The organism is Pseudomonas sp. MF4836 (assembly GCF_002018875.1).
GTDB lineage: Bacteria > Pseudomonadota > Gammaproteobacteria > Pseudomonadales > Pseudomonadaceae > Aquipseudomonas.
Genome location: NZ_MVOL01000002.1, coordinates 646,096 through 669,117, shown reverse-complemented (window position 1 = coordinate 669,117; position 23,022 = coordinate 646,096). Strand labels below are relative to the sequence as shown.

Sequence of the window (23,022 nt, the reverse complement as noted above, 5' to 3'; positions counted from 1 at the left end):
GCAATCACAGGCAATGGAATGCACATGCTTCAGAGACCTCGCAGCAAGGACTCCACCTCGACGCGCCAGCCCTTTGTGACGCGGCCACGACCGCTGCTGGCGGCCTGCCTGCTGATGCTGATGGCGCCGCCGGGCTTCGCCGCCGACCCGGTACAACCCGCCGCCAAGGCCAAGCTCGATTACCTCAGCGGCTACAGCGAACAGTTTGGCGACTTCCAGGTGTTTCGCGGCAAGTCGTCCATCAGCACCCTGGAAATCACCTACAAGGGCCGGCCCTATCGGCCGCTGAACGCCTGGCAGATAACCGATGTGCGCCCCACCGGCGCGATCCAGAATGGCCAGCCGGTGCTGCTGGCGACCACCATTGAATGGATGGGCGTCGGCACGGTGGTGATCGCGGTGCAGAACGACACGCCCCTGGCACGCATCCTCAGCCCGGTGAAAAGCCGCGACGAACCCGACTGGGGCCAGGCCCAAGCCGGGCGCAGCGACCTGTTGCTGTTTCCCGAGGGCGCACGGGCCTTTGTGCCCTCGACCGGACAGGTCCTGTGGTTTGACGAGCGTCTGCCGGGCTGGGGTTTTTCCCACTACGGGATGCTGGTCTCGGTGGCGCCGGATAACCGCAGCGCGGCGTTCCTGGCCAAGGAGGGCTTGCTGCTCAGCTCGACGGAGAAAGGCGTCTACGCCCAACTGCCGATCAGCAAGGAGCTGAACCTGAGCCAACTCTGGCCGCTGTACGAAGAAGCCAGCGCCCGCGCCCGCAAAGCCCTGGACGAAGGCCGGCGCATCGACCAGAGGCGCCTGCAACGCGCCCTCGAAGTGGAGTGGGTGGGCCGGCAATTCAGCTGGCAGCAGGTACAAGGGACCTGGCAACTCAAGGGCCTGGGCCTGACCTCCAGCCCTCTCAAGACGGAGCACTGAGTGATGCCGACTTGCCTATTGCAACGCCTGCTGCACCTAGCCTGCAGCGTACTGCTGGCCGGCTGCGTCAGCCACAGCAGCGAGCAGCCCAGCGATATTCGCAGCGAAGACGCCAAGGCCGCCGACGCGGTGCTGGAGCTTGAGGTGACCTTTGCCCAGGCGCCGGACTACAAGCCCGACACCTCGGGGCCTTACGCGCCCAGCCGCTACGTGAAGATCGAGGGTTACCCGAACATCGAAATTCCGTTCTACCAGAAGGGCATCAGCTTCGAGCTGGGTGTGCTCGGCGACCCTCGGGCGCTGCTGGCCTTGCCCTACCCGTCGCCCAAGACCGATTCCTCGACCCGTTCGCTGCGGGTCATGGGCCAGCGCCTGGACAGCACCCGTTATCGCTTTGTGGTGCTGCCACTGTCCGGCTGGAAAAGCCTCAACAGCTTCGAGGTGGCCTTTGCCCACAACGGCCGGCGCGAGGCCATGACCTTCACCTACACCACCAAGGCCGCGTGCGATAACAGCTTTGCGGTGACCACCCCGACCTACGGCTTTGCCATGTCGGTGGCGGCGCGCTTCCCCGGCGGCGCCCAGGGTTGCCTCAAGCCCTGCGATGCACGCCCCGGCTACCCCGGGCACTGCGCCTACTACTCCGGCTTCTTGCTGGTGCCGAGCCTATAGAGCAGCCCATGCCTCTCCTGATGGATCAAGGAACCTCAATGCCTTACAGCGCCGACATGGCTTTTATCCAGGAACAGTGGCGGGATGAAGCCTACCCTCGGGAAAACAGCCTGACCCTGGGCAATGGCTTTTACTGCCTGTTCGACCTGCCTGATCAACACCCGCACCTGACCAACAAGGTGTGGCTGCCGGCCCTGGATTACCGTGCCCAGGAAACCTGCGATTGCCTGGCGACCCTGGGCACCGCAGCCGACGGCCCGCAGCCGTTTCAGGCCAGGGGCGGTGAATGCGCCGCCTATGGTGGTGATGGTTTTGTGGCGTTGCAGGACAAGGAATCGGGTCGGCTGATCTGGTTGCTGGTCTTGCGCGACACCAACCCCTTCAGCCGGATTGAAATCCGCGAGGGCTCGGTGCATGCCCACTCCACCTGCGGCGTCATCGCCCGGATCCCTGTCGACCGCCCCGACCAATTGACCCTGGCCTGGCCCAGCGACTGAAAGCGCGGCCGGCTCACGCTACAGGCAATAAACACACCGTCCCATGGAAGAACCGCGTTTGATCAAGTTTCTGACAAGCACCCTCCTGCTGACCCTCGCCCTGTCCGGGCCGGCCCTGGCCCAACTGACTCCCGCGCAGCAAAACGCCCGCGACAAGGGCATTGCCCTGTACAAGCAAAGTGACTGGTACGACTCGCAGCCGCTGCTCCAAACCGCCGCCGAAGCCGGTGATGCGCAAGCCCAGTACTACCTGGGCGAGGCCCTGCGCCTGAGCAACCGCTACAGCACGCCAGACGCCCGCAAATGGTATGAAGCGGCGGCGCGCCAAGGCCATCTGTACGCCATGCTGCGCCTGGGCAACGCCGATGACTTTTGCAAATACCTGGGCGACTGCGACGGCGAAAACGACATGCAATGGCGCAAGGTCGCCACCGAGCAGGCCTATGCCCGCGCACAACAGGGCGATACCGAGGCCATGACCGTGCTGTTTATCACGCGCCATGACCTGGGCTGGCTGCAAATGGCCGCCGAGGCCGGGGACAGCCGCGCGCAGGAGTGGCTGGCCGGGATCTACAAGGATGGCGGTGGCTGGTACCTGATTCCCGCCCTGGGCGAAATGGCTGCCCGCAAGTGGTACAAGGCCTCGGCCGAGGGCGGCAACCCCAAGGGCATGTTCCTGTATGCCAGCCTGCTGTACGACAACAACGGCGACCCCCGGGAAATCGGCCACTGGCTCGAACAGGCCGCCGAGGGTGGACACATCGACTCGGTGGCCACCTATGCCAGCGAATTGTCCGACCAGCCCAACCGCTTCGGCCATCCCCATGACCTGGTCAAGGCCTACGGCCTGACGTACCTGGTGGCCCACCTGGAAGGCGGCGGCAACTCGCCCCGGGAAGCCAAGCTGACCCTGGATGAAATCGCTGCGAAGATGACCCCGGCGCAAATCGAGCAAGGCCTGGCATTTGCCAAGGGCTGGGAAAAAACCCACCCGCCACTGTCCTACTACGACCCGATCTATGGCTACTGAACCCCCGCCCGGAGCACCCGCCGCCATGTCCACCCTGACCCGCCCCGTCGCCATCGACCGCCTGAGCCGGCAGCGCCTGCTGACCCTCGACCCGTGCGCTCGCGCCGAGCTGCTGCTGGACTGGTGGGGCCTGGGTGACGAGCATCCCGAGTTTGCCGGGCTGCCGCCCACACTGCGCCAGCTGATGTTCGACCACCCCGAGCCACCCGCAGATGCGCAAGACCGGTGCTACGACCCATTACTGCTGCTCGCCCTGCGCGCGCAATACCACGGCGTCACCAACGGCTACCTGAGCCGCTGCCTGGCAGAAGCCGGGGGTGCAGAGCATCAGGTCGAGGGGCCCATCGAGCCGTTGCTGGCCTGCCCCTGCTGCGGTTACCTGACCCTGGGCGCACGGGCCGAGTATGAAATCTGCGACCTGTGCCATTGGGAAGATGACGGCAGCCAGGCAACGGATGTGTACAGCGGGCCGAACCACATGACCCTGGCCCAGGCCCGGGACCACTTCGCCCGCCACCAGGGAGAGCTGGCCCTGGACAAATGGCCGCGAACCCTTGAGGCCCACCCATGATCCCTGCGCAACTGGCTGCCCTGATCGAAGCCCAACCCGACCACCGCCCCCGCACCGACATCGCCAGGGCGACCCAGGCGCTGAACCGACTGGGCATCGCCCTCGACAGCGAATTCGCCCAGATCTACCTGGCCTGCCACCCCGGCGACTTCGAAAGCCGGGCCAACTACGAAATGATTTCCGACATCGCCGAGCCCACCGAACAAATCCTCATGGGCACCGAGTTCATTCACGAGGTGTGGGAGCTGCCGCAGAACTTCATCGCCTTCACTTCGCTGCAAGGCGAAGGCGGCTACCTGCTGGACAAAGACAGCGGCGGCGTCTGGGACTTCGGCCTGGCCCACTGGGAAGACTTCACCGCCGGCCGTATCCCGGCCAGATGGAGCGGTTTCTTTGAATTCATCACCTGGCTGCTGACGGCCGAAGCAGAGGAAGACTAAAACCGCCGCCCTGGGATGAGCGGCCGGTTCTACTCAGGGTCCGTCAGCTTGCGATACGCCACTGCAAATGGGCCACGCTGACGAAGTGAATCAAATCCTGATCGCCCCTACCCCGGACACTGGGCAATCAAGACGTTGGCCGGGCACCTCTCTGTGGCGAGGGAGCTTGCTCCCGCTGGGCCGGGCTGGCGCTCCAGCGCGAAGCGGCCCCAAAGCAGGCAACGCGTGCATTCAGGCAGAACCGGCCGGCAGGGTTTACGGCTGCTGCGCAGCCGAGCGGGAGCAAGCTCCCTCGCCACGGGGGGCACCTGTAGCCGCTTTTAGCGTGTAGCTTTCAGCTGCTTTTATACCAACGCGGCGTATAGACCCACTCGCCGCCCCCTGCCTTGGGGAAGGTGCAGGTCATCGACGATCCCACCAACACCATGGTCCGCATATCCACCTGCTCCGGCGTCAATTCGCCCAGGGTGATGACGCGCAGGGTCTGGCCCGGCCGGCCGATATCGCGCCCCAGCACCACCGGCGTTTGCGGGGTCCGGTGCTCGCGCACGATCTCCAGCGCTCGCCCCAATTGCCAGGGTCGCGAACGGGAGATCGGGTTGTAGAAGGCCAATGCCAGATCGGCCTCGCACGCCAGGTCCAGGCGTTTCTCGATGATCGCCCACGGCTTGAGGTTGTCCGACAGCGACAGCACGCAGAAGTCATGCCCCAACGGCGCCCCCGCCTGAGCGGCGGTGGCCAGGGAGGCTGAAACCCCCGGCAGCATTTCCAGCTCGACGTTATGCCAGGCCGGGTCCGCAGACTCGTGCAGCGCCTCCAGCACCGCCGCCGCCATGGCAAACACACCTGGGTCGCCGGACGACACCACCACCACTGAGCGGCCCTGGGCTGCCAGTTCGAAAGCGTGGCGGGCGCGCTGCATTTCTTCGCGGTTGTCGGTGCAGTGCATGACCTGATCGGCACGGAACGGCCCGGCCATGCGCACATAGGTTTCGTAGCCGAGAATGTCATTGGCTCGCGCCAGTTCGGCCTTCACCGCCGGCACCATCAACTCGGCCGCACCCGGGCCCAGGCCGATCACCGCCAGCCGCCCGCGAGGACGGCCGATCTGCTCGGGGTCCAGCGGCTGGTTGGCGACGGCGATGGCAATCCCAGCGCCAACGGCCAGCGGCGGCAACAGTTGCGGCACCGCATTTTGTGCCAGCGCACTGACACTCTCTGCCGCTGGGGCAAAACGCAGGGGCACGCCCAGTTCAAGGGCCGCCTCGCGCAAGGACGGGCAGGCCATGTCGCTGTCCGCGGCCAGCAGGCAGGCCACGGACTGCACGGCGATTCGGGCCTGGTGCAGCGCCTGGCGAATCTGCAGCGCCAGGTCTTCATGCCCCTGGCTGCTGCACGCCACCAGCACACAGCGCGGGTAGATCAGCAGTTCATTGGCCGCCGGCTCGCGCTCGGCCGAGCCCACATGAATGCTCAGACGCGCTTGCTGATCTTCGGGCAACCGGGCCTCGGCGAGCCACGGCGCGGCACCTTCGATGCGCACGCTTTCACCGCCCAGCAGGTCGGAAACAAAGCGTTTGCCCAGCTCCAGGTCCCCCAGGGCATAGCCGCTGGGCGGGTTCAGCAGGCAGGTGCCAAAACGCAGTTCGCCGCTGGTAGTGATGGCCGCTGCCACGCCCAGTCCGGCGGCGATTTCCCGCGCCAGCACATTGACCCCGCCCAGGCCACCGAGCAGCGGCACCACGGCGCTGCCGTCTTCGGCGACGGCCAGCACCGGCGGCTCGGCGCCTTTTTCCAGCAGCAGCGGGGCCAGGGTGCGGATCACGATACCGGCCGCACACAGGGCAATGATCGGCGTGTCCTGTTGATACAACTGACGCAGGGTCGCGCCGAAATCCTGGTACGGACGGTCCGCACCTTCCACCCGTTCGGCCAGGCCGTGGATCAGCGCGTCCGGGTACAGCTGCTGGATTCTGCGGGCAGTCGCGAGGCTGCCCTGGCCGAGGATGACGATGGCCGGTGTTGAACGGGCCATCAACCTTGCCACCTTTCGCCGGGAACGATGATCAGCGAGAAGTACGGCGACGACATCGGCACCACCTCATCCAGGGGGACGATTTTCTGGTTGGCCATGGTCGCGCGCTCGACGTACAGCGCACGCTCCGCCAGACCCAGTTCTTCCAGGACCTGGCGCACCTTGGGGAAGTTGCGCCCCAGCTTCATCACCACCGCCGCATCGGCATCGGCCAGGCGTCGCTTGAGCTCGTCATGGGGCAGCACGCCGGAAAGCACCGACAGGCTCTGGTTGCGGTACACCAGCGGCGCCCCCAGTACCGAGGCCCCACCCAGCATCGAGCACACGCCCGGCACCACTTCGGCCTGGTAGCGCTCGGCCAGACGGTCGTGCAGGTACATGTAGGAGCCGTAGAAGAACGGGTCGCCCTCGCAGATCACCGCCACGTCGCGACCGGCATCCAGGTGCAGGGCCAGATCCTGGGCGGCGCTGTCGTAGAAATCGCTGATCACCTGCTCGTAGGACAGCGGCGCCTCCAGCACTTCGGTGGTCACCGGGTACACCAGGGGCATCAGGGTCTGGGCCGATTGCAGGTGGGCTTCGATGATGCCGAAGGCGTTGCCCTTTTTGCCCTTGGCCACGAAATACGCCACCACCGGTGCTTCACGCAGCAGGCGCAGGGCTTTGACGGTAATCAGTTCCGGGTCACCGGGGCCCACGCCAAGGCCGATCAAACGTCCAGGTTGCTGCATTATTCGACCTCCGTGGCCAGGGCATTGACCGCTGCGGCGGCCATGGCGCTACCGCCCAGGCGGCCCTGCATGATGACAAAGGGCACGCCCCGGCTGTCGGCAGCGAGCATCGCCTTGGACTCGGCAGCGCCGACAAAACCCACCGGGAAGCCGAGGATCAGCGCCGGTTTCGGGGCCCCGGCGTCGAGCATTTCCAACAGGTAGAACAACGCGGTGGGGGCATTGCCGATCACCACCACACTGCCCTCCAGGTGCGGGCGCCACAGCTCCAGGGCTGCCGCCGAACGGGTGTTGCCCAGCTCGCGGGCCAGCTCCGGCACGCTGTCGTCGCGCAGGGTGCAGATCACCTGGTTGTTGGCCGGCAGCCGAGCGCGGGTCACGCCCTCGGAAACCATCCGCGCATCACACAGAATCGGCGCGCCAGCGGCCAGGGCATCACGCCCGGCCTTGCCGGCGCCCTCGGAAAACTCAAGGCCGTCGATGGCGTCGACCATGCCGCAGGCGTGGATCACCCGCACCGCGAGTTTTTCCAGGTCGGCCGGAATTCGGTCGAGCCGAGCCTCCGCGCGAATAATGGCGAAGGAGTTGCGATAGATCTCCTGACCGTCGCGGATGTAATCAAGCATCAAGGTTGCTCCGTGGGCGGGCGTCGAGCAATGCGCCTGCCGCTTCAATAGAAAGGTTGCGTGCGTGCAGGGCGCCGAAACCCGGCTGCCCTGCATCGCGTAAATAGAGGTCGTAGCGGCCGGGGCCGACGGCCAGCAAAGTGGCCGGCGCAACATGGGCGCAGGCGCAGGAACGAGGGCAGCCGGACAGGTGCACCTCCAGGGTCCGGGCATGGCGTTGCAGCAGTGCGGCCAGTTGCAGGGCGTCGCCCTTGGTATCGGCCAGGCCCTTGCCACAGCCGCTGGAACCGGTGCAGGCCACCAGGTGTGCCAGGGCTCGGTCCGCCGAACACAGCAGCCCCAGTTGCTCCAGGCGCCGACAGACCTCGGGCCCATCTTCGGCCCGGACATTGGGCAGCAACAGGCTCTGCCAGGGGCTGAAACGCAGATTGCCATCACCCCATTCACTGGCCAGTCGGGCGGCGCCCCGCAACAGAGTGGGGTCGAGCCGGCCCAGTGGGGTCACCGCGCCGACATACACCCGTCCGCCGCCGACCTGGGGGTGGCTGCCGATGTGCAAACCGGCTGGGGTCGTCGGGCGAGCCCAGGCCTCGATTTCGAGCAGCGGCAGGTCTAGACGCGCCAGTAACTCGGCCGCCGAATAGTCGGCCAGCAGATGGCGCATGCGCGTCTGCTCCGGACGCGCCCGGTCAAGAAACAGCTCCAGCACCGCCACCAGCAATCGGTGCCCATGCTCCAGGGCCACCGCCCCCAGGGGCGGGTCCACCGGGCAGCCGGCCAGGCCGAACGCCAGGCACGGGCCATCGACCCCGGCGAACGCCGAGAGCCACAGGTCGTGGTGATGGTCGAGCATGGCCAGGGCTTCGCCGCCGTCCAGCTGCACGGCGAACTTGGCCGACAGTTGGTGGAAGCGCGGGTGGTTTTGCAAGGTGCCGAGTATCTGCGCGGCCAGCGGACGGGTGTCGATCAGCATCTGCGGGTCGATACCGGCCGTCGGGCTGAGCATCAGGTTGCGTACATCGTCGCCGGCGGCGGTGCTGGGACCGAGGCCGGCGGCCAGCAGTTCGGCGATCAGCGCCGACTGTTGCTCGCCAATGCCGCGGATTTGCAGGTTGGCGCGGTTGGTGGCCTCGATCACCCCGCCGGCATAGCGCTCGGCCGCCTGGGCCACGGCCACGGCCTGGGCCGCGCTGATGGCGCCGCCGGCCAGCTTGATGCGGCAGATCCCGCCATCCAGCGCCGGGACAATACGCAGCAACCCCGGGCAGGCCGAGGGGCGTAAGGCAGTGGACATCGGGCGTTGATTCAAAGGGGCAACCGGCTGGTGGGAAAGGCGCTTAGCGGGCGAAGGCGCGGTATTATGCCTGCTTTGTCCGAAGGCATGAAAAGCCTGCCCGTCGGATCTTCCAGTTTCAAGCGCTTTGCTTTTGAGGAATATAGATGTCGCCCTGGCTGACGGTAGTGGGAATCGGTGAAGACGGCTTCAAGGGACTGGGCAAAAACGCCCGTCGGGCCCTGATGGGTGCTTCGCGGATTGTGGGCGGCCAGCGGCAACTGGATTTATTGCCGGTGTGCATCCGTGGCGAACGCCAGCTGTGGCCCAGCCCGTTTTCCCTGGAGCCGGTGCTCGGCCGGCGCGGCGACGCAGTGTGCGTGCTGGCCAGCGGCGACCCGATGCTGTTCGGCGTCGGCGCCAGCCTGGCGCGCCAGGTGGCCGAGGGCGAAATGCAGGTGCTGCCCGCGCCCTCTTCCTACTCCCTGGCCGCTGCCCGCCTGGGCTGGCCGTTGCAAGAGCTGGTGACCCTGTCGGTGGTGGCACGCCCGGTGGCCGCCCTCAGTGCCCAGCTGTTCAGCGGCGTGCGCCTGCTGGTGTTGAGCAACGACGGCCAGAGCCCGGCGGCGGTTGCTCGCTTATTGCGCGAGCGGGGCTTTGGCCCCAGCCGCGTCAGCGTCTTCGAGCACCTGGGAGGCGAGGCCGAACGGCGGATCGACGGCATCGCCAACCAGTGGAACGATACGCCCCACGCCGACCTCAATCTGCTGGCCATCGAATGCCTCGCCGAACCCGGCACGCCGCGCCTGTCACGCTTGGCCGGGCTGCCCGACGACGCCTTTGCCCATGACGGGCAACTGACCAAACGCGATGTCCGCGCCATCACCCTCGCCCGCCTGGCACCGGTGCCCGGCGAACTGCTGTGGGACGTGGGCGCCGGCAGCGGCTCGATCGGTATCGAGTGGATGCGCGCCCACCCCAGCTGCCGGGCCCTGGCCATCGAGGCCGATGCCGGGCGCCAGCAACTGATCGAACACAACCGTGACGCCCTGGGCGTGCCCGGCCTGCAACTGATTCGCGGCAGCGCGCCCCAGGCCCTGGCCGGGCTGGAGCGCCCGGATGCGATTTTCATCGGCGGCGGCGTTACCCGCGAGGGTGTGCTGCAAGCCTGCTGGGAGCAGCTCAAGCCCGGCGGCCGGCTGATCGCCAATGCCGTGACCCTGCAAAGCGAAATGACCCTGATGGCCTGGCGCGAACGCCATGGCGGCGAGTTGACCCGCATCCACATCGCCCAGGCCCAACCCCTGGGCGACTTCGACACCTGGCGCCAGGCACTGCCGATCACCCTGCTCGACCTCGGCAAACCGCTATGAGCCAGCATTCCCCACGCGCAACAGCCCGCGTCCGGCCACAGCCGGGAGCGCTCGATGCGTGACGAAACCGCCGAACAGCCCGCGCCCCTGCGCAGTGGCCTGACCACCGGCAGCTGCGCCACGGCCACCAGCCTCGCGGCTGCGCGCCTGCTGCTCAGTGGCGTGGACGCCGATGCGGTGCAGATCACCCTGCCCAAGGGCAAGCAGGTGCAGATGCGCCTGGAGTTCTGCCGCCTCAATGCCGACGGCGCCGAGGCCGGCACCATCAAGGACGCCGGCGACGACCCCGACGTGACCCACGGTGCCCTGCTCTACTCCCGGGTGCGCCTGGCCCCGGAGCCGGGGATCCGCTTTATCGCCGGCAACGGCGTGGGCACCGTGACTCGCCCGGGGCTGGTGCTGGGGGTCGGCGAACCGGCGATCAACCCGGTGCCGCGCAAGATGATCAGCGATCACCTGAGCCAGTTGGCGCTGGAACAACGCTACGGCGGCGGCTTCGAGGTCACGGTGAATGTCGAGGGCGGCGAGGCCCTGGCCCTGAAGACCATGAACCCGCGCCTGGGCATTCTCGGGGGGCTGTCGATCCTCGGCACCAGCGGCATCGTGCGGCCGTTCTCCTGCGCGGCCTATATCGCCTCGATCCACCAGGGCATCGATGTCGCCACCCATAACGGCTACCAGCACATCGCCGCCTGCACCGGCAACGCCAGTGAAGACACTATGCGCCGGGTCTACGACCTGCCGGAAATCGCCCTGATCGAGATGGGCGATTTTGTCGGCGCGGTGCTCAAGCACCTGCGCAAAGTGCCTGTGGATAAACTCAGCCTGTGCGGCGGCTTCGGCAAGATCAGCAAACTGGCCGCCGGGCACATGGACCTGCACAGCCGCCATTCAAGCATCGACCTGCCGCAACTGGCGGCCTGGGCGGCGGCCATTGGCGCCGACGGGGCCTTGCAACAGGCCATCATCGAGGCCAACACCAGCCAGCAGGCCTTGGCCCTGGCCAGCGCCGCCGGTATCGCCCTGGGTGACGCGGTGTGCCAGCACGCCCTGGCGTTTGCCCGCAGCGTGGTGCCGACCCAGGTGCAGGTCGAGGTGTTTGCCATTGATCGCCAGGGCGGCATTGTCGGCCGGGCCGGAGCCTTCCAATGAAACGTATTTTGCTGTTGGGCGGCGTGACCGAAGCCCTGGCCATCGCCCGTACCCTGGGCCCGGCGCACATCTACAGCCTGGCCGGGGTCGGCCGGGTGCCCACCGACCTCGACTGCCAGGTGCGGGTCGGCGGCTACGGTGGCGCCGAAGGGCTGGCACGGTTTATCCAGGAACAAGGCATCGACCTGCTGCTGGATGCCACTCACCCCTACGCCGCGCAAATCAGCCACAACGCGGTCCAGGCCGCGCGCCACAGCGCCATTCCATGCTGGGCCCTGCGCCGTCCGGCCTGGCAACCGCAGCCTGCAGACGACTGGCGGGAAGTCACTGACTGGGACGAATTGGTCGAGGCCCTGCGCCCGTTCCAGCGCCCGCTGTTCACCCTAGGGCGCGAACCCTTGCAGCATCTGGATGAGATCCCCGAAGGGCAGTTCTGGACCCTGCGCGCCCTCGACACCTACCCCGGCAACTCGCGCTGCGAGGTCATAGGCGCCCGTGGACCGTTCCACCTGGACGCCGAGCGCGAGCTGTTCGAGCAGCGCCGAATCGATGTGCTGATCAGCAAAAACAGCGGCAGCAGCGCCACCGAGCCCAAGCTGGAAGTGGCCCGCGAACGCCGGATACCGGTGCTGGTGCTCAAGCGCCCGGCGCTGCCCGAGGCCGATCGCTGCTTTACCTCCGTGGCCGAGCTACTGCTGGCGTTGAGCGATCAGCCTCACGCCTGACAAACAATAAAGCTCCGGCCCACAGCCCCTTGGGATTCCCCTGACAGCTTTAAAAAAGCCGACGCTTTAATGTTCCTTGCACAGCCAGATCGATGGCCATGGTCACAGCCCCGAAGGGCCGGTCGTCGCCTCGCGGGCTGGTCACCTGGCAAATGACTTGCCAGGACGTATCCCAAGGAATACAGTTGCCATGCTTATCTTTGAACAGACCCCAGTGTTTGTCCGCTGGCTCCAGGCCTTGAGAGATTCCACCGTCAGGGCTCGGGTACTGGCCAGGGTAAGGGCCGCGCAGCTTGGTTATTTCGGAGACTGCGAAGCCGTCGGCGGGGGCGTCTACGAAATGCGCATCCATCGCGGGCCCGGGTACCGGGTGTACTTTTCCCGACGCGGCAAGGTGATCTACCTGTTGCTGGCAGGTGGCGACAAAACCACCCAGCCGCGCGATATCCAACGTGCCAGGCAGTTGGCACATGACCTCAAGAGCGAGGACTGAACCATGAACCACCCACTGATCCCTTTCGACGCCGCCGAGCACCTCAAAACACCCGAAGACATGGTGGCCTACCTCGACGCCTGCTTCGAGGAAGACAGCGGCGACGGCGTGCTGGTTCGCGCGGCCCTGAACGACATCGCCCGCGCCCGGGGCATGACCCAGATCGCCCGCGACACCGGCCTGGGCCGTGAAAGCCTGTACAAGGCGCTGGGCAGCCAGGGCAATCCCGAGTTCGCGACTATCATCAAGGTGATGAAGGCCCTGGGCCTCAAGCTGCACGCCAGCACTGCCTGAGCCGCGCTGCGACACCACACCGCACACGGCTTTTTTACTTATGCCCGGCGATCAGGCTAAATACCCGCCTGATCGCTCAACCCGACGGATCGTCCATCATGTCCCGACAACGGCTCGCATTTGCCTGGATCGCCTGCTTCGCAGTGCTGTTCAACATGCTTGCCATGCCGCTTTCCGGGGCCATGCCGCGGGACGACCAGGGCGCCACCGAGCAACTGCTGTGGGGCAGCTTCTGTTCTTCGACCGGCACCAAGCTGGTGGCGATCTCCCTGGGCAAGCTCGAGCAAAAAGCCCCGCAGAACGACGATCACTCCAACATGCAGCATTGCTGGTGCTGCTCGGGCTCAGCGCCCCTGATGGCCATGCCCGGGCATGTGCCGCAGCCGTATTTCGCACGCTACGCCACCCACGGCAGCCTGCCGCCCACCCTGATCGACACCCCCACGCCGCGCCAGCAATGGCCGAGCCTGAACCCCGGTGCACCGCCCCTGGCGTGATTCCTTTCGCAAGTGACCTGCGTTTTTGAATCACCCTGGAGAATTGCCATGTTCAAACCATCCCTGGTCAAGCAAGCCCTGCTGCTGGCCGCTGTACTGCTACCTGCCTGTTTCGCCAATGCCCATGAATACAAGGCCGGCGAGATTCAGATTGCCCACCCCTGGTCCCAGGAGCTGCCGCCGAACGCGCCGACCGTTGCGGCGTACTTCGTGCTGCACAACACCGGCAGCACGGCCGACACCCTGCTCAGCGTCGACACACCGATTGCCGGCAAAGCCGAGCTGCATGAACACGTGATGCAGGGCGACCTGATGAAAATGCAGCAAGTGCCGAAGGTGGCCGTTGCCCCGGGTGCCGAGGTCAGCTTCGCGCCCATGGCCTACCACGTGATGCTGCTGGAGCTTAAAGACCGCAGCCTGCTGAGCGACGGCAAACGCTTCCCGCTGACCCTGCACTTCGAGAAGGCCGGTGACGTAACGGTCGAGGTCGCGGTGCAGAAGCAGGCGCCCGACAACATGGCCGAGCACAAGCACGCCCAGTAATCACTGACCCGCGCTGTTCGTGAACGCCCTGCGCCCGCCCGGCGCCAGGCGATCCGTGCCGCCTCGCCACTCGATAAAAGTGCGTCGCGGTAGCTGGATCAGCCTGTTCGCCATGCTGATGATCTTTATCGGTCCGCTGATTTCCCAAGCGATGCCGATGGATCAGGCCATGCCGATGAACATGTCCATGTCGATGGACATGCACAGCGGCGAACCCGGCTGCCACGGCGAAACCCAACCCAGCGCGCAACCAGGCAAGACCCAGAGCGAGCACCATGGGCTCTGGGAAAAATGCGGCTACTGCAGCCTGTTGTTCAACTGCCCGGCGCTGCCCGGCGGGTTGTCGTTCAGCATCGCGGCGATGCCCCCCAACACTCCCTTTGTCAGCCCCTCCCCGCGCCTGGGTCACGCCCGGCAGACCGTGTTCCCCGGCGCCCTGACCCGCGCCCCGCCCGCCATCCGCTAGGCCCCTTGCTTCTCTCCCACGGCCGACTGTCGCCCCCAGTCGCAGGCGCTCGGCCGTGTCGTTTGTGCCTATTGATGGAACATTTATGTTTTCTGCCAACACTCGCCTGGGCGCCGCCCAGGCATGCAACACCTTTGCCCTGAAACCGTCCCGTGTGCGGTTCAACTGCGCCATCAGCGTCATGTGCGGGGCGCTGCTCGCCCCCTTGGTCATGGCCGCCGAGCCTGCCGAGGACCTGCACCAGCACCCGCATCCGCAAGAGCTCACGCCCACGGTGATTACCGCCATTGCCCCCAGCTCGCCGCTGACCGTGGTCACCAACCCCAAGGACCCGCGTCAGCCAGTGCCGGCCAGCGATGGTGGCGACTATCTGAAGACCATTCCCGGCTTTGCCCTGGTGCGCAACGGCGGCACCAATGGCGACCCGGTGCTGCGCGGGATGTTTGGTTCGCGGCTGAACATACTGACCAATGGCGGCATGATGCTCGGCGCCTGCCCCGGGCGCATGGACGCTCCGACCTCCTACATTTCCCCCGAGACCTACGACAAGCTGACCGTGATCAAAGGCCCGCAAACCGTGCTCTGGGGCCCGGGCGCATCGGCCGGGACCGTGTTGTTCGAGCGTGAGCCCGAGCATTTCGGCGAACTGGGAACCCGGGTCAATGCCAGCCTGCTGGCCGGCTCCAACGGTCGTTTCGACAAGGTGCTGGATGCCGCTGCCGGTGGCCCGCTGGGCTATGTCAGGGTGATCGGCAACACCGCCCACGCCGACGATTACAAAGACGGCAACAACGACACCGTGGCCTCGCGCTACGACAAGTGGAACGGCGATGTGGCCCTGGGCTGGACCCCGGACGCCGACACCCTGCTGGAGCTGACCGCCGGCAAGGGCGACGGCGAGGCTCGCTACGCCGGACGCGGCATGGACGGTTCGCAGTTCAAGCGCGAAAGCCTGGGGCTGCGCTTCGAGAAGTCCAACCTCGGCGAAGTGCTGGACAAGGTCGAGGCCCAGGTCTACTACAACTACGCCGACCACGTGATGGACAACTACAGCCTGCGCACGCCGTCGGGCACCGGGATGATGGCCGGGCCCATGGCGTCCAACGTCGATCGCCGGACCCTCGGCGCGCGGATCAAGGCCACCTGGCGCTGGGCCGATGTGCAGCTGATCAGCGGCCTGGATGCACAGACCAACGAACACCGCCAACGCGCCAGCAGCGGCGTCGACACCTACAAGCAACTGCCCCGCGAGAAGGACGCCGACTTCCACAACTATGGAGTCTTCAGTGAGCTGACCTGGTACGCCGCCGACCGTGATCGCCTGATCAGCGGCGCGCGGCTGGACCGCGCCTCGGCCAAGGACTATCGCCAGCGCCTCACCAGCAACATGATGAGCCGCCCCAACCCCACCGCCGACAACACCCGCGCCGACACCCTGCCCAGCGGCTTTGTGCGCTACGAGCATGATCTGGCCGACAGCCCCACCACCCTGTACGCCGGCCTTGGCCATACCCAGCGTTTCCCGGATTACTGGGAGCTGTTTTCGCCCAATACCGGCCCTGCCGGTTCGGTCAACGCCTTCGATTCGATCAAGCCGGAGAAAACCACCCAGCTTGATTTCGGCCTGCAATACAAAAGCGAAGACCTGGAGGCCTGGGCCTCGGGCTATGTCGGTCAAATCCGCGACTACATCCTGTTCAACTACCGCCCGGGGATGATGGGCACCACCTCCCAGGCCGAGAACATCGACGCCCGGATCATGGGCGGCGAACTGGGGGCGGCCTACAAGCTGACCTCCAACTGGAAGGCCGACGCCACCCTGGCCTACGCCTGGGGCAAGAACAGCAGCGATGGCAAGGCCCTGCCGCAAATGCCACCGCTCGACGCCCGCATGGGCCTGACCTACAGCCAGGATCAGTGGAGCGCCGGCGCCTTGTGGCGGGTGGTCGCGGCGCAGAACCGCATCGACCAGAACAAGGGCAACGTGGTCGGCAAGGACTTCGACAAGAGCGGCGGCTTCGGCGTGTTCTCGCTCAACGGCGCCTACCGCATCAACAAGAACCTGAAACTCAGCAGCGGCGTCGACAACCTGTTCGGCAAAGCCTACGCCGAGCACTTGAACCTGGCCGGCAACGCCGGGTTCGGCTATCCGGCCAATGACCCGCAAGCCATCAACGAACCGGGACGCACGCTCTGGACCAAGGTCGACCTGAGCTTCTGACCCCATAGCCGCTGCCGCCAGGCTGCGCTGGGGATGAGCGAGTGAATCCGCCCAGACCAGCGCAGCCTCGTGCCTCGGCAGCGGCTACAGAGCATGACTGGCAGCAACAGCTGCCCCTACAACAACAGATCCACTGCCGTGCGGAGCCTTATTCGATGACTCAACCCAAGGTGTCTTTCTACAACCTGGCCTGGCGCTGGCATTTCTACGCCGGGCTGCTGGTCGCGCCCTTTATGGTGATGCTGGCCCTGACCGGCATCATTTATCTGTTCAAGCCCCAGCTCGACCCGCTGATGTACGGCGAGCTGCTCAACGTCCCCGCCGGGCACCACAGCCTCAGCGCCGACGAGCTGCTCAAGCGGGTGCAGGCGGTTTATCCACAGGCCCAGATCAAACAGTACCTGCCGCCGATCAATGCCGAGCGCAGCGCACAGTTCGTGGCGCAAAACGCCGGCGTCGAGTTGAACGTGTTCGTCGATCCCTACCACGGCGACATCCTCGGCGAGCAGCACGCCAAGCGCACGCTGCAAGCCGTGGCCCGGGCCATTCACGGCGAGCTGATGATCGGCACCCTGGGCGACCGCCTGGTGGAACTGGCCGCTGGCTGGGGCGTGATGCTGGTGGTGTCCGGCCTGTACCTGTGGTGGCCGCGCGGCAAGTCCACGGCCGGGGTCCTGTGGCCACGCCTGAGCAGCCGCGGCCGCCTGTTCTGGCGCGATCTGCACAGCGTGGTGGGCTTTTGGGGCGCCGCATTCCTGCTGGTGATGCTGTTGAGCGGCATGACCTGGACCGGCTTCTGGGGCAAGCAATACGCCGACCTCTGGAACCGCTTCCCGGCGGCCATGTGGAACAACGTGCCGCAGTCCGACCAGCAGGCCGGCGCCCTGAATAACGCCACGCGCCAGACCGTGCCCTGGGCCCTGGAAAACACGCCGATGCCGATGTCCGGCGACCATGCCGAGCACATGGCCCACGGTGGTGCCGACCACGCGCCGGCAGCGCCAGCCATCGGCTTGCAACAGGTGCAGGACATCGCTCGCCAGCGCCAGGTCGAGCCCGGCTACAGCATCACTCTGCCCACTACCGCCAGCGGCGTGTTCACCGTCGCGGTGTTCGCCGACGACCCGCGCAACGACGCCACCCTGCACATCGACCAGTACACCGGCCAGGTCCTGGCCGATGTGCGCTGGCAGGACTACAGCCCCGTGGCCCGCGCCACCGAGGTCGGGGTCATGCTCCACGAAGGCAAGATGTTCGGGCCGCTGAATCAGTTGGCGGTGCTGTTGATCTGTCTGATGATTCTGCTCAGCGCCGTCAGCGGCCTGGTGATCTGGTGGAAGCGCCGCCCCACTGGCCGACTCGGCGTGCCGCCGCTGCGCCATGACCTGCCGAAGTGGAAAACCGCGATGTGGGTGATGCTGGCCCTGGCGTTGGCGTTTCCCCTGGTGGGCGCGTCGCTGATTGCGGTGTGGCTGCTCGATCGCCTGCTGTTATCACGCTGGAACCGTGCCTCTGAGTCCGCCTCATCTTCAACATGAACCTGGCGAGATGCGCAGCGTTTGCGCTTCTGTAGACTGTGCGCGGCCCGGTTCGACCCGGACCAATGTTACTTTGTAACCTGCAAGTGTAAGCTTGCTGCCCGCCGCCCCATCGCGGCGCCGGGCAATCAATACGGATCGCGCATGACCTCGCTGAACCTCACCAACCTGGCCTGGACACCCCTGGGCCAGGGCCATTGTCATCACCAGTTCCAGCTGCGTGAGGCCAGCCTGCATGTGGCACCGGGGGAGTTCGTCGGCCTGATCGGGCCCAATGGCAGCGGCAAGACCAGCCTGCTGCGCTGCGCCTATCGCTTCAGCAAACCGCAGCAGGGCGAAGTGCGCCTGGAGCATTACGACCTGTGGCGGCAATCGCCTCGCTGGTGCGCGCAGCGCATTGCCGTGGTGCTGCAGGAGTTCCCCGACGCCTTCGGTCTGACCGTTGAAGAAGTGGTCGCCATGGGCCGGACCCCGCACAAGGGCTTGTTCGATGGCGACACCGCCCATGACCGCGAACTGGCCCGCCAGGCCCTGCAGTCAGTAGGCCTGCTGGGCTTTGAAACGCATGCCTTCGCCACCCTCTCCGGCGGTGAAAAGCAGCGGGTGATTCTGGCCCGCGCCCTGGCCCAGCAGCCGCAATTGCTGATCCTCGACGAGCCGACCAACCACCTCGACCCACGCTACCAATTGCAGTTGCTGCAATGGGTGAAACGCCTGGGGGTAGGTACCCTGGCCAGCATCCACGACTTGAACCTGGCCGCGGCTTTCTGCGACCGGCTGTACGTGCTCGATCACGGGCGCATCGTCGCCAGCGGCACGCCGACCGAGGTCCTGACCGCCGAACTGCTGCGGGAAGTGTTCGGGGTCGAGGCCCTGATCGATCGCCATCCGCTGGCCGACCATCCACGCATTACCTGGATAACCCAACCATGACCCTGCGCGTCCTGCTGTGCCTCGCCCTGTCCCTGGCGGCCGGCCAAGCCCTGGCCGAGGCCACCCACTACCCGCTGACCGTCCACAGTTGCAACCGCGAAGTGACCTTCAACCAGGCCCCCCGGCACGCCCTGAGCCATGACATCAACATGACCCAGATGATGCTCGCCCTCGGCCTCAAGCCGCGCATGGTCGGCTACAGCGGCATCAGCGGCTGGAAAGCCATGACTCCCGAGATGCAGGCCAGCCTCGCCGGGCTGCCGGAACTCGCGGCCAAATACCCATCGGTGGAAACCCTGCTCAACGCCAACGTCGACTTCTTTTTTGCCGGTTGGGACTACGGCATGCGCGTCGGCGGCGACCTCACGCCCCAGACTCTGGCGCCACTGGGCATCAACGTCTATGAGCTGACCGAGTCCTGCGCTTTTGTCATGAAGCGCCCGGCCGCCAGCCTCGACGACACCTACAACGACCTGCGCAACCTGGGGCGCATTTTCGATGTGCAGGACCGCGCCAATCAGTTGATCAGCCAGATGCAGCAGCAGGTGGCCGAGGTCAAACGACAGCTGCCCGCCGACCGGCCACGGGTATTCCTCTACGACAGCGGTGAAGACCGCGCCATGACCTCGGGTCGCCTGGGCATGCCCCAGGCGCTGATCGATGCTGCTGGCGGGCGCAACATTCTTGCTGACCTGGACACCAGCTGGACCCGGGTCAACTGGGAGACCGTGGTCGAGCGCAATCCGCAGGTGATTGTGATCGTCGACTACAGCGAAATCAGCGCCGAGCAGAAGCAGCAGTTCTTGCTGGACAACCCGGCGTTGCAGTCGGTGGACGCCATCAGGAACCGGCGCTTTATCGTGATCCCCTACGTCCAGGCCACCCCGGGCATCGACAACGTGCTGGCGGTGCAGACCCTGGCCAAGGGTTTCCACGGCCCATGATCAACCGTCGTTATGCCGGGCTGCTGATGCTCCTGGGCGCGCTGTTGCTGGTGTCCTGCGTGGTCTCCCTCGGCTTCGGCCCGGCGCCGGTGCCACTGGACGTGGTGTGGCGCATCCTGCTGCACAAGGCCCTGGGTATCGGTGAGGTGAGTTGGAGTGCCGGGCAGGAACATATCGTCTGGCTGATCCGCGTGCCGCGCATGGTGCTCGGGGCGTTGGTAGGCGCCGGGTTGGCGCTGATCGGCGCGGTGCTGCAAGCGGTGACGCGCAACCCGCTGGCCGACCCGCACCTGCTGGGGGTGACGTCCGGCGCAACCCTGGGCGCCGTAATCGTGGTGCTGCATGTGGGGCAAGTGATCGGTCTCTTGACCCTGCCCCTGGCGGCCTTTATCGGCGCCTTGCTGAGCATGCTGCTGGTGCTCGGCATCGCCGCGCGCCACGGCCGTCTCGACAGCGATCGACTGCTGCTGTGTGGGGTCGCGGTGTCCTTTGTGATGATGGCGATCGCCAATCTGCTGTTGTTTCTGGGCGACCACCGCGCCAGCTCGGCGGTGATGTTCTGGATGCTGGGCGGCCTCGGCCTGGCGCGCTGGGAATTGTTGACGATCCCCGCCATCAGCGTGTTGCTCGGCCTGGTGTTGCTGCTGGGCATGGCCCGCCCACTGAACGCGCTGATGGCCGGCGAGCAGACCGCCGTGACCCTGGGCCTGAACGCCCGCAACGTGCGCCTGCGGGTGTTTTTGATCGCCTCCCTGATGACCGGCGTGCTGGTGTCCATCAGCGGCTCCATCGGTTTTGTCGGGCTGATGGTGCCGCACATCGCCCGCCGCCTGGTGGGCGCCGAACACCGGCGTCTGCTGCCGGTGTGCGTGCTGCTGGGCAGCCTGTTCCTGGTCTGGGTCGACGTCGCGGCACGCACCTTGATCGCCCCCGAAGACCTGCCGATCGGCGTGGCCACGGCGGCTATCGGCGGGTTGTTCTTTATCGGGCTGATGCGCCGGCGCTGAAGGCCTTCGGCATACAGATAGGCGGCGATAGGACGATTTCCCACAACGGCTCGGCGCGCCCTAGAATGCGCGCCTCACACTGCTCAGGATGAGTCTCATGTTGAAAAATATTTGCCTGTCGCTGCTGGTGTTCGGCTCCAGTTGCGCAATGGCCGACACCACGGTCGATGTCTCGAAAATCTACGGCAACATCCAGTTCGTCAACAGCTTCCCGGACTACAAAGTCAAAGTGGTGCACTCCTTTCCCGACCTGAAGGTGAAGCAGGTCAGCGCCTTCCCCGACTCGGCAGGCAAGTGGAAAATCGTCAACAGCTTCCCGGATTACAAGGTCCAGATTGTCGACTCCTTTCCCGATTTCACCATCGAGTATGTGGACTCCTTCCCCGGCGTGAATTGAGGCTCCTTCGCGACCTCGGCTGCCGCCCTGCGGCAGCACCACAATGAAGCACCCCGACGCACCACCCCCTGCCCAAGGCCTCGTCTTGGGGCATCGCCTGCCCTGCCTGTGCGCGCAAGGCGACGTTTTCATGCCTTGCAGCGACTCGGCACACCCCTTGCAAAACAGCTTTTCAGTAGCTCGCATCTGCCACCTGAAAAACTCAAATAGTCATGGGGATCGCACAATGAAGCGTCGCAGCTTGATCAAGGCTTTCACACTCACGGCAAGCATTGCCGCGATGGGCTTGACCTGGACCGTCCAGGCCGCCGAGACCATCAAGGTCGGTATCCTGCATTCGCTGTCGGGGACCATGGCGATCTCCGAAACCTCGCTCAAAGACATGGCGCTGATGACCATCGACGAGATCAACGCCAAGGGCGGGGTCAACGGCAAGATGCTGGAGCCGGTGGTGGTCGACCCCGCCTCCAACTGGCCGCTGTTCGCCGAGAAGGGCCGTCAGTTGCTGACCCAGGACAAGGTCGCGGTGGTGTTCGGTTGCTGGACCTCGGTGTCGCGCAAGTCGGTGTTGCCAGTGTTCGAAGAGCTCAATGGCCTGCTGTTCTATCCGGTGCAGTACGAAGGCGAAGAGATGTCGCCCAACGTCTTCTACACCGGTGCCGCGCCCAACCAGCAGGCGATCCCGGCCGTGGAATACCTGATGAGCGAAGACGGCGGCGGCGCCAAGCGCTTCTTCCTCCTGGGCACCGACTACGTGTACCCGCGCACCACCAATAAAATCCTGCGTTCGTTCCTGCACTCCAAGGGCGTGGCCGACAAGGACATCGAAGAGGTCTATACCCCGTTCGGCCATGCCGACTACCAGACCATCGTGTCCAACATCAAGAAATTCTCCGCCGGGGGCAAGACCGCCGTTATCTCCACCGTCAACGGCGACTCCAATGTGCCGTTCTACAAAGAGCTGGCCAACCAGGGCCTGAAAGCCACTGACGTGCCGGTGGTGGCCTTCTCCGTGGGCGAGGAAGAACTGCGCGGTATCGACACCAAACCCCTGGTGGGCAACCTCGCGGCGTGGAACTACTTCGAGTCGGTGGATAACCCCACCAACAAGAAATTCGTCGCCGACTGGAAGGCCTACGCCAAGGCCAAGAACCTGCCGGGGGCGGACAAGGCCGTGACCAACGACCCGATGGAAGCCACCTATGTCGGCATCCACATGTGGGCCCAGGCGGTGGAGAAAGCCAAATCCACCGACGTCGACAAGGTCCGCGAAGCCCTGGCCGGCCAGACCTTTGCCGCGCCGTCCGGCTACACCCTGACCATGGACAAGACCAACCACCACCTGCACAAGCCGGTGATGATCGGCGAGATCCAGCCCGACGGTCAGTTCAACGTGGTGTGGCAGACCGAAGGCCCGATCCGCGCCCAGCCGTGGAGCCCGTTCATTCCGGGTAACGACAAGAAGCCGGACTACGCGGTCAAGAGCAACTAAGCAAGGGATGGAAGCCGGACGCCGTCTACGGTCCGGCACAACCTCTGTCGCCGCTGCCGAAAGCTGTGACCAGCCCGGGCCAACCGGGTCAGCGCAGCCTTCGGCAACGGCGACAGGATCACGCACAGGCCCCGGCCTGTCCGCGCAAGGC

Annotated in this window: 25 protein-coding genes; 21 read left to right on the top strand and 4 right to left on the bottom strand. The window is 65.7% G+C overall.

Annotated elements, in window-relative coordinates:
* The first annotated feature begins 24 nt into the window (after nucleotides 1–24).
* Genes MF4836_RS06345 through MF4836_RS06320 form a run of 6 tightly spaced genes read left to right on the top strand, consistent with a single transcriptional unit; the run spans nucleotide 25 to nucleotide 4,131 of the window.
* Nucleotides 25–921, top strand: a complete 897-nt coding sequence (locus MF4836_RS06345; RefSeq protein ID WP_102047884.1) for a hypothetical protein — start codon at nucleotides 25–27, stop codon at nucleotides 919–921.
* 3 nt (nucleotides 922–924) lie between these two features.
* Nucleotides 925–1,593, top strand: a complete 669-nt coding sequence (locus MF4836_RS06340) for a hypothetical protein (RefSeq protein ID WP_078469626.1) — start codon at nucleotides 925–927, stop codon at nucleotides 1,591–1,593.
* A gap of 38 nt (nucleotides 1,594–1,631) precedes the next feature.
* Nucleotides 1,632–2,090 (top strand): hypothetical protein, encoded by a 459-nt coding sequence (locus MF4836_RS06335; RefSeq protein ID WP_078469625.1) that lies wholly within the window; start codon nucleotides 1,632–1,634, stop codon nucleotides 2,088–2,090.
* A gap of 58 nt (nucleotides 2,091–2,148) precedes the next feature.
* A complete protein-coding gene (locus tag MF4836_RS06330; protein WP_338013625.1) occupies nucleotides 2,149–3,120 on the top strand; it encodes a tetratricopeptide repeat protein in 972 nt (323 codons plus the stop codon).
* Nucleotides 3,121–3,145: 25 nt separating this feature from the next.
* Nucleotides 3,146–3,691 (top strand): CPCC family cysteine-rich protein, encoded by a 546-nt coding sequence (locus MF4836_RS06325; protein WP_078469623.1) that lies wholly within the window; start codon nucleotides 3,146–3,148, stop codon nucleotides 3,689–3,691.
* Nucleotides 3,688–4,131: an SMI1/KNR4 family protein gene (locus MF4836_RS06320; RefSeq protein ID WP_078469622.1), complete on the top strand. Its 444-nt coding sequence runs from the start codon at nucleotides 3,688–3,690 to the stop codon at nucleotides 4,129–4,131. Before MF4836_RS06325 ends, MF4836_RS06320 begins: the two co-directional genes overlap by 4 nt.
* Nucleotides 4,132–4,465: 334 nt before the next feature.
* On the opposite strand, the gene cobJ is transcribed toward MF4836_RS06320, so the two are convergent.
* Genes cobJ through cobG form a run of 4 tightly spaced genes read right to left on the bottom strand, consistent with a single transcriptional unit; the run spans nucleotide 4,466 to nucleotide 8,817 of the window.
* Nucleotides 4,466–6,166: a precorrin-3B C(17)-methyltransferase gene (gene cobJ, locus MF4836_RS06315; protein WP_078469621.1), complete on the bottom strand. Its 1,701-nt coding sequence runs from the start codon at nucleotides 6,164–6,166 to the stop codon at nucleotides 4,466–4,468.
* Nucleotides 6,166–6,897, bottom strand: a complete 732-nt coding sequence (locus tag MF4836_RS06310) for a precorrin-2 C(20)-methyltransferase (protein ID WP_020299137.1) — start codon at nucleotides 6,895–6,897, stop codon at nucleotides 6,166–6,168. The genes cobJ and MF4836_RS06310 overlap by 1 nt, the downstream gene beginning before the upstream one ends.
* Nucleotides 6,897–7,523: a precorrin-8X methylmutase gene (locus tag MF4836_RS06305; protein WP_078469620.1), complete on the bottom strand. Its 627-nt coding sequence runs from the start codon at nucleotides 7,521–7,523 to the stop codon at nucleotides 6,897–6,899. Before MF4836_RS06305 ends, MF4836_RS06310 begins: the two co-directional genes overlap by 1 nt.
* Nucleotides 7,516–8,817 (bottom strand): precorrin-3B synthase, encoded by a 1,302-nt coding sequence (cobG, locus tag MF4836_RS06300; RefSeq protein WP_078469619.1) that lies wholly within the window; start codon nucleotides 8,815–8,817, stop codon nucleotides 7,516–7,518. Before cobG ends, MF4836_RS06305 begins: the two co-directional genes overlap by 8 nt.
* 146 nt (nucleotides 8,818–8,963) lie before the next feature.
* On the opposite strand from cobG, the gene cbiE reads away from it, so the two are divergent.
* The 15 genes from cbiE to urtA all read left to right on the top strand — a co-directional run bounded on the left by cbiE (nucleotide 8,964) and on the right by urtA (nucleotide 22,871).
* Nucleotides 8,964–10,169, top strand: a complete 1,206-nt coding sequence (gene cbiE, locus MF4836_RS06295) for a precorrin-6y C5,15-methyltransferase (decarboxylating) subunit CbiE (RefSeq protein WP_078469618.1) — start codon at nucleotides 8,964–8,966, stop codon at nucleotides 10,167–10,169.
* Between the two features lie 54 nt (nucleotides 10,170–10,223).
* Nucleotides 10,224–11,321 carry a cobalt-precorrin-5B (C(1))-methyltransferase gene (locus tag MF4836_RS06290; protein WP_078469617.1) on the top strand — a complete coding sequence of 366 codons (1,098 nt, stop codon included), beginning with the start codon at nucleotides 10,224–10,226 and terminating at the stop codon, nucleotides 11,319–11,321.
* Entirely contained in the window at nucleotides 11,318–12,046 is a 729-nt protein-coding gene (locus tag MF4836_RS06285) for a cobalt-precorrin-6A reductase (RefSeq protein WP_078469616.1), read from the top strand. Before MF4836_RS06290 ends, MF4836_RS06285 begins: the two co-directional genes overlap by 4 nt.
* Before the next feature lie 190 nt (nucleotides 12,047–12,236).
* Nucleotides 12,237–12,539, top strand: coding sequence for a type II toxin-antitoxin system RelE/ParE family toxin (locus tag MF4836_RS06280; protein ID WP_078469615.1), 303 nt, complete (start codon nucleotides 12,237–12,239; stop codon nucleotides 12,537–12,539).
* A gap of 3 nt (nucleotides 12,540–12,542) precedes the next feature.
* The gene (locus MF4836_RS06275; protein WP_078469614.1) at nucleotides 12,543–12,833 is read left to right on the top strand and encodes an addiction module antidote protein; all 291 of its coding nucleotides are present in this window, start codon (nucleotides 12,543–12,545) and stop codon (nucleotides 12,831–12,833) included.
* Nucleotides 12,834–12,931: 98 nt separating this feature from the next.
* Complete coding sequence (locus tag MF4836_RS06270; protein ID WP_078469613.1) at nucleotides 12,932–13,330, top strand: DUF2946 domain-containing protein; 399 nt, start codon at nucleotides 12,932–12,934, stop codon at nucleotides 13,328–13,330.
* 48 nt (nucleotides 13,331–13,378) lie between these two features.
* Complete coding sequence (locus MF4836_RS06265) at nucleotides 13,379–13,873, top strand: copper chaperone PCu(A)C (RefSeq protein WP_078469612.1); 495 nt, start codon at nucleotides 13,379–13,381, stop codon at nucleotides 13,871–13,873.
* 55 nt (nucleotides 13,874–13,928) lie between these two features.
* Nucleotides 13,929–14,339 (top strand): DUF2946 domain-containing protein, encoded by a 411-nt coding sequence (locus MF4836_RS06260; RefSeq protein WP_078469611.1) that lies wholly within the window; start codon nucleotides 13,929–13,931, stop codon nucleotides 14,337–14,339.
* A gap of 85 nt (nucleotides 14,340–14,424) precedes the next feature.
* On the top strand, nucleotides 14,425–16,560 hold the full coding sequence (locus MF4836_RS06255; protein ID WP_078469610.1) for a TonB-dependent copper receptor: 2,136 nt from the start codon (nucleotides 14,425–14,427) through the stop codon (nucleotides 16,558–16,560).
* Between the two features lie 155 nt (nucleotides 16,561–16,715).
* Nucleotides 16,716–18,098 (top strand): PepSY-associated TM helix domain-containing protein, encoded by a 1,383-nt coding sequence (locus MF4836_RS06250; protein WP_078469609.1) that lies wholly within the window; start codon nucleotides 16,716–16,718, stop codon nucleotides 18,096–18,098.
* Between the two features lie 144 nt (nucleotides 18,099–18,242).
* Nucleotides 18,243–19,031 carry an ABC transporter ATP-binding protein gene (locus MF4836_RS06245; RefSeq protein WP_078469608.1) on the top strand — a complete coding sequence of 263 codons (789 nt, stop codon included), beginning with the start codon at nucleotides 18,243–18,245 and terminating at the stop codon, nucleotides 19,029–19,031.
* A complete protein-coding gene (locus MF4836_RS06240; protein ID WP_078469607.1) occupies nucleotides 19,028–19,975 on the top strand; it encodes an ABC transporter substrate-binding protein in 948 nt (315 codons plus the stop codon). The genes MF4836_RS06245 and MF4836_RS06240 overlap by 4 nt, the downstream gene beginning before the upstream one ends.
* On the top strand, nucleotides 19,972–20,982 hold the full coding sequence (locus MF4836_RS06235; RefSeq protein WP_078469606.1) for a FecCD family ABC transporter permease: 1,011 nt from the start codon (nucleotides 19,972–19,974) through the stop codon (nucleotides 20,980–20,982). Before MF4836_RS06240 ends, MF4836_RS06235 begins: the two co-directional genes overlap by 4 nt.
* Nucleotides 20,983–21,079: 97 nt before the next feature.
* Nucleotides 21,080–21,379: a hypothetical protein gene (locus MF4836_RS06230; protein ID WP_078469605.1), complete on the top strand. Its 300-nt coding sequence runs from the start codon at nucleotides 21,080–21,082 to the stop codon at nucleotides 21,377–21,379.
* Nucleotides 21,380–21,605: 226 nt separating this feature from the next.
* Complete coding sequence (gene urtA, locus MF4836_RS06225; RefSeq protein ID WP_020298745.1) at nucleotides 21,606–22,871, top strand: urea ABC transporter substrate-binding protein; 1,266 nt, start codon at nucleotides 21,606–21,608, stop codon at nucleotides 22,869–22,871.
* Nucleotides 22,872–23,022 lie beyond the last annotated feature (151 nt).

Coding starts and splice junctions, on each gene's coding strand:
- MF4836_RS06275 (WP_078469614.1), top strand. CDS start 12,543: ATGAACCACCCACTGATCCCTTTCGACGCCGCCGAGCACCTCAAAACA.
- MF4836_RS06335 (WP_078469625.1), top strand. CDS start 1,632: ATGCCTTACAGCGCCGACATGGCTTTTATCCAGGAACAGTGGCGGGAT.
- cobG (WP_078469619.1), bottom strand. CDS start 8,817: ATGTCCACTGCCTTACGCCCCTCGGCCTGCCCGGGGTTGCTGCGTATT.
- MF4836_RS06265 (WP_078469612.1), top strand. CDS start 13,379: ATGTTCAAACCATCCCTGGTCAAGCAAGCCCTGCTGCTGGCCGCTGTA.
- MF4836_RS06345 (WP_102047884.1), top strand. CDS start 25: ATGCTTCAGAGACCTCGCAGCAAGGACTCCACCTCGACGCGCCAGCCC.
- MF4836_RS06255 (WP_078469610.1), top strand. CDS start 14,425: ATGTTTTCTGCCAACACTCGCCTGGGCGCCGCCCAGGCATGCAACACC.
- MF4836_RS06245 (WP_078469608.1), top strand. CDS start 18,243: ATGACCTCGCTGAACCTCACCAACCTGGCCTGGACACCCCTGGGCCAG.
- MF4836_RS06285 (WP_078469616.1), top strand. CDS start 11,318: ATGAAACGTATTTTGCTGTTGGGCGGCGTGACCGAAGCCCTGGCCATC.
- MF4836_RS06230 (WP_078469605.1), top strand. CDS start 21,080: ATGTTGAAAAATATTTGCCTGTCGCTGCTGGTGTTCGGCTCCAGTTGC.
- MF4836_RS06280 (WP_078469615.1), top strand. CDS start 12,237: ATGCTTATCTTTGAACAGACCCCAGTGTTTGTCCGCTGGCTCCAGGCC.
- MF4836_RS06270 (WP_078469613.1), top strand. CDS start 12,932: ATGTCCCGACAACGGCTCGCATTTGCCTGGATCGCCTGCTTCGCAGTG.
- MF4836_RS06320 (WP_078469622.1), top strand. CDS start 3,688: ATGATCCCTGCGCAACTGGCTGCCCTGATCGAAGCCCAACCCGACCAC.
- MF4836_RS06325 (WP_078469623.1), top strand. CDS start 3,146: ATGTCCACCCTGACCCGCCCCGTCGCCATCGACCGCCTGAGCCGGCAG.
- urtA (WP_020298745.1), top strand. CDS start 21,606: ATGAAGCGTCGCAGCTTGATCAAGGCTTTCACACTCACGGCAAGCATT.
- cbiE (WP_078469618.1), top strand. CDS start 8,964: ATGTCGCCCTGGCTGACGGTAGTGGGAATCGGTGAAGACGGCTTCAAG.
- MF4836_RS06305 (WP_078469620.1), bottom strand. CDS start 7,523: ATGCTTGATTACATCCGCGACGGTCAGGAGATCTATCGCAACTCCTTC.
- MF4836_RS06250 (WP_078469609.1), top strand. CDS start 16,716: ATGACTCAACCCAAGGTGTCTTTCTACAACCTGGCCTGGCGCTGGCAT.
- MF4836_RS06235 (WP_078469606.1), top strand. CDS start 19,972: ATGATCAACCGTCGTTATGCCGGGCTGCTGATGCTCCTGGGCGCGCTG.
- MF4836_RS06290 (WP_078469617.1), top strand. CDS start 10,224: ATGCGTGACGAAACCGCCGAACAGCCCGCGCCCCTGCGCAGTGGCCTG.
- MF4836_RS06310 (WP_020299137.1), bottom strand. CDS start 6,897: ATGCAGCAACCTGGACGTTTGATCGGCCTTGGCGTGGGCCCCGGTGAC.
- MF4836_RS06240 (WP_078469607.1), top strand. CDS start 19,028: ATGACCCTGCGCGTCCTGCTGTGCCTCGCCCTGTCCCTGGCGGCCGGC.
- cobJ (WP_078469621.1), bottom strand. CDS start 6,166: ATGGCCCGTTCAACACCGGCCATCGTCATCCTCGGCCAGGGCAGCCTC.
- MF4836_RS06340 (WP_078469626.1), top strand. CDS start 925: ATGCCGACTTGCCTATTGCAACGCCTGCTGCACCTAGCCTGCAGCGTA.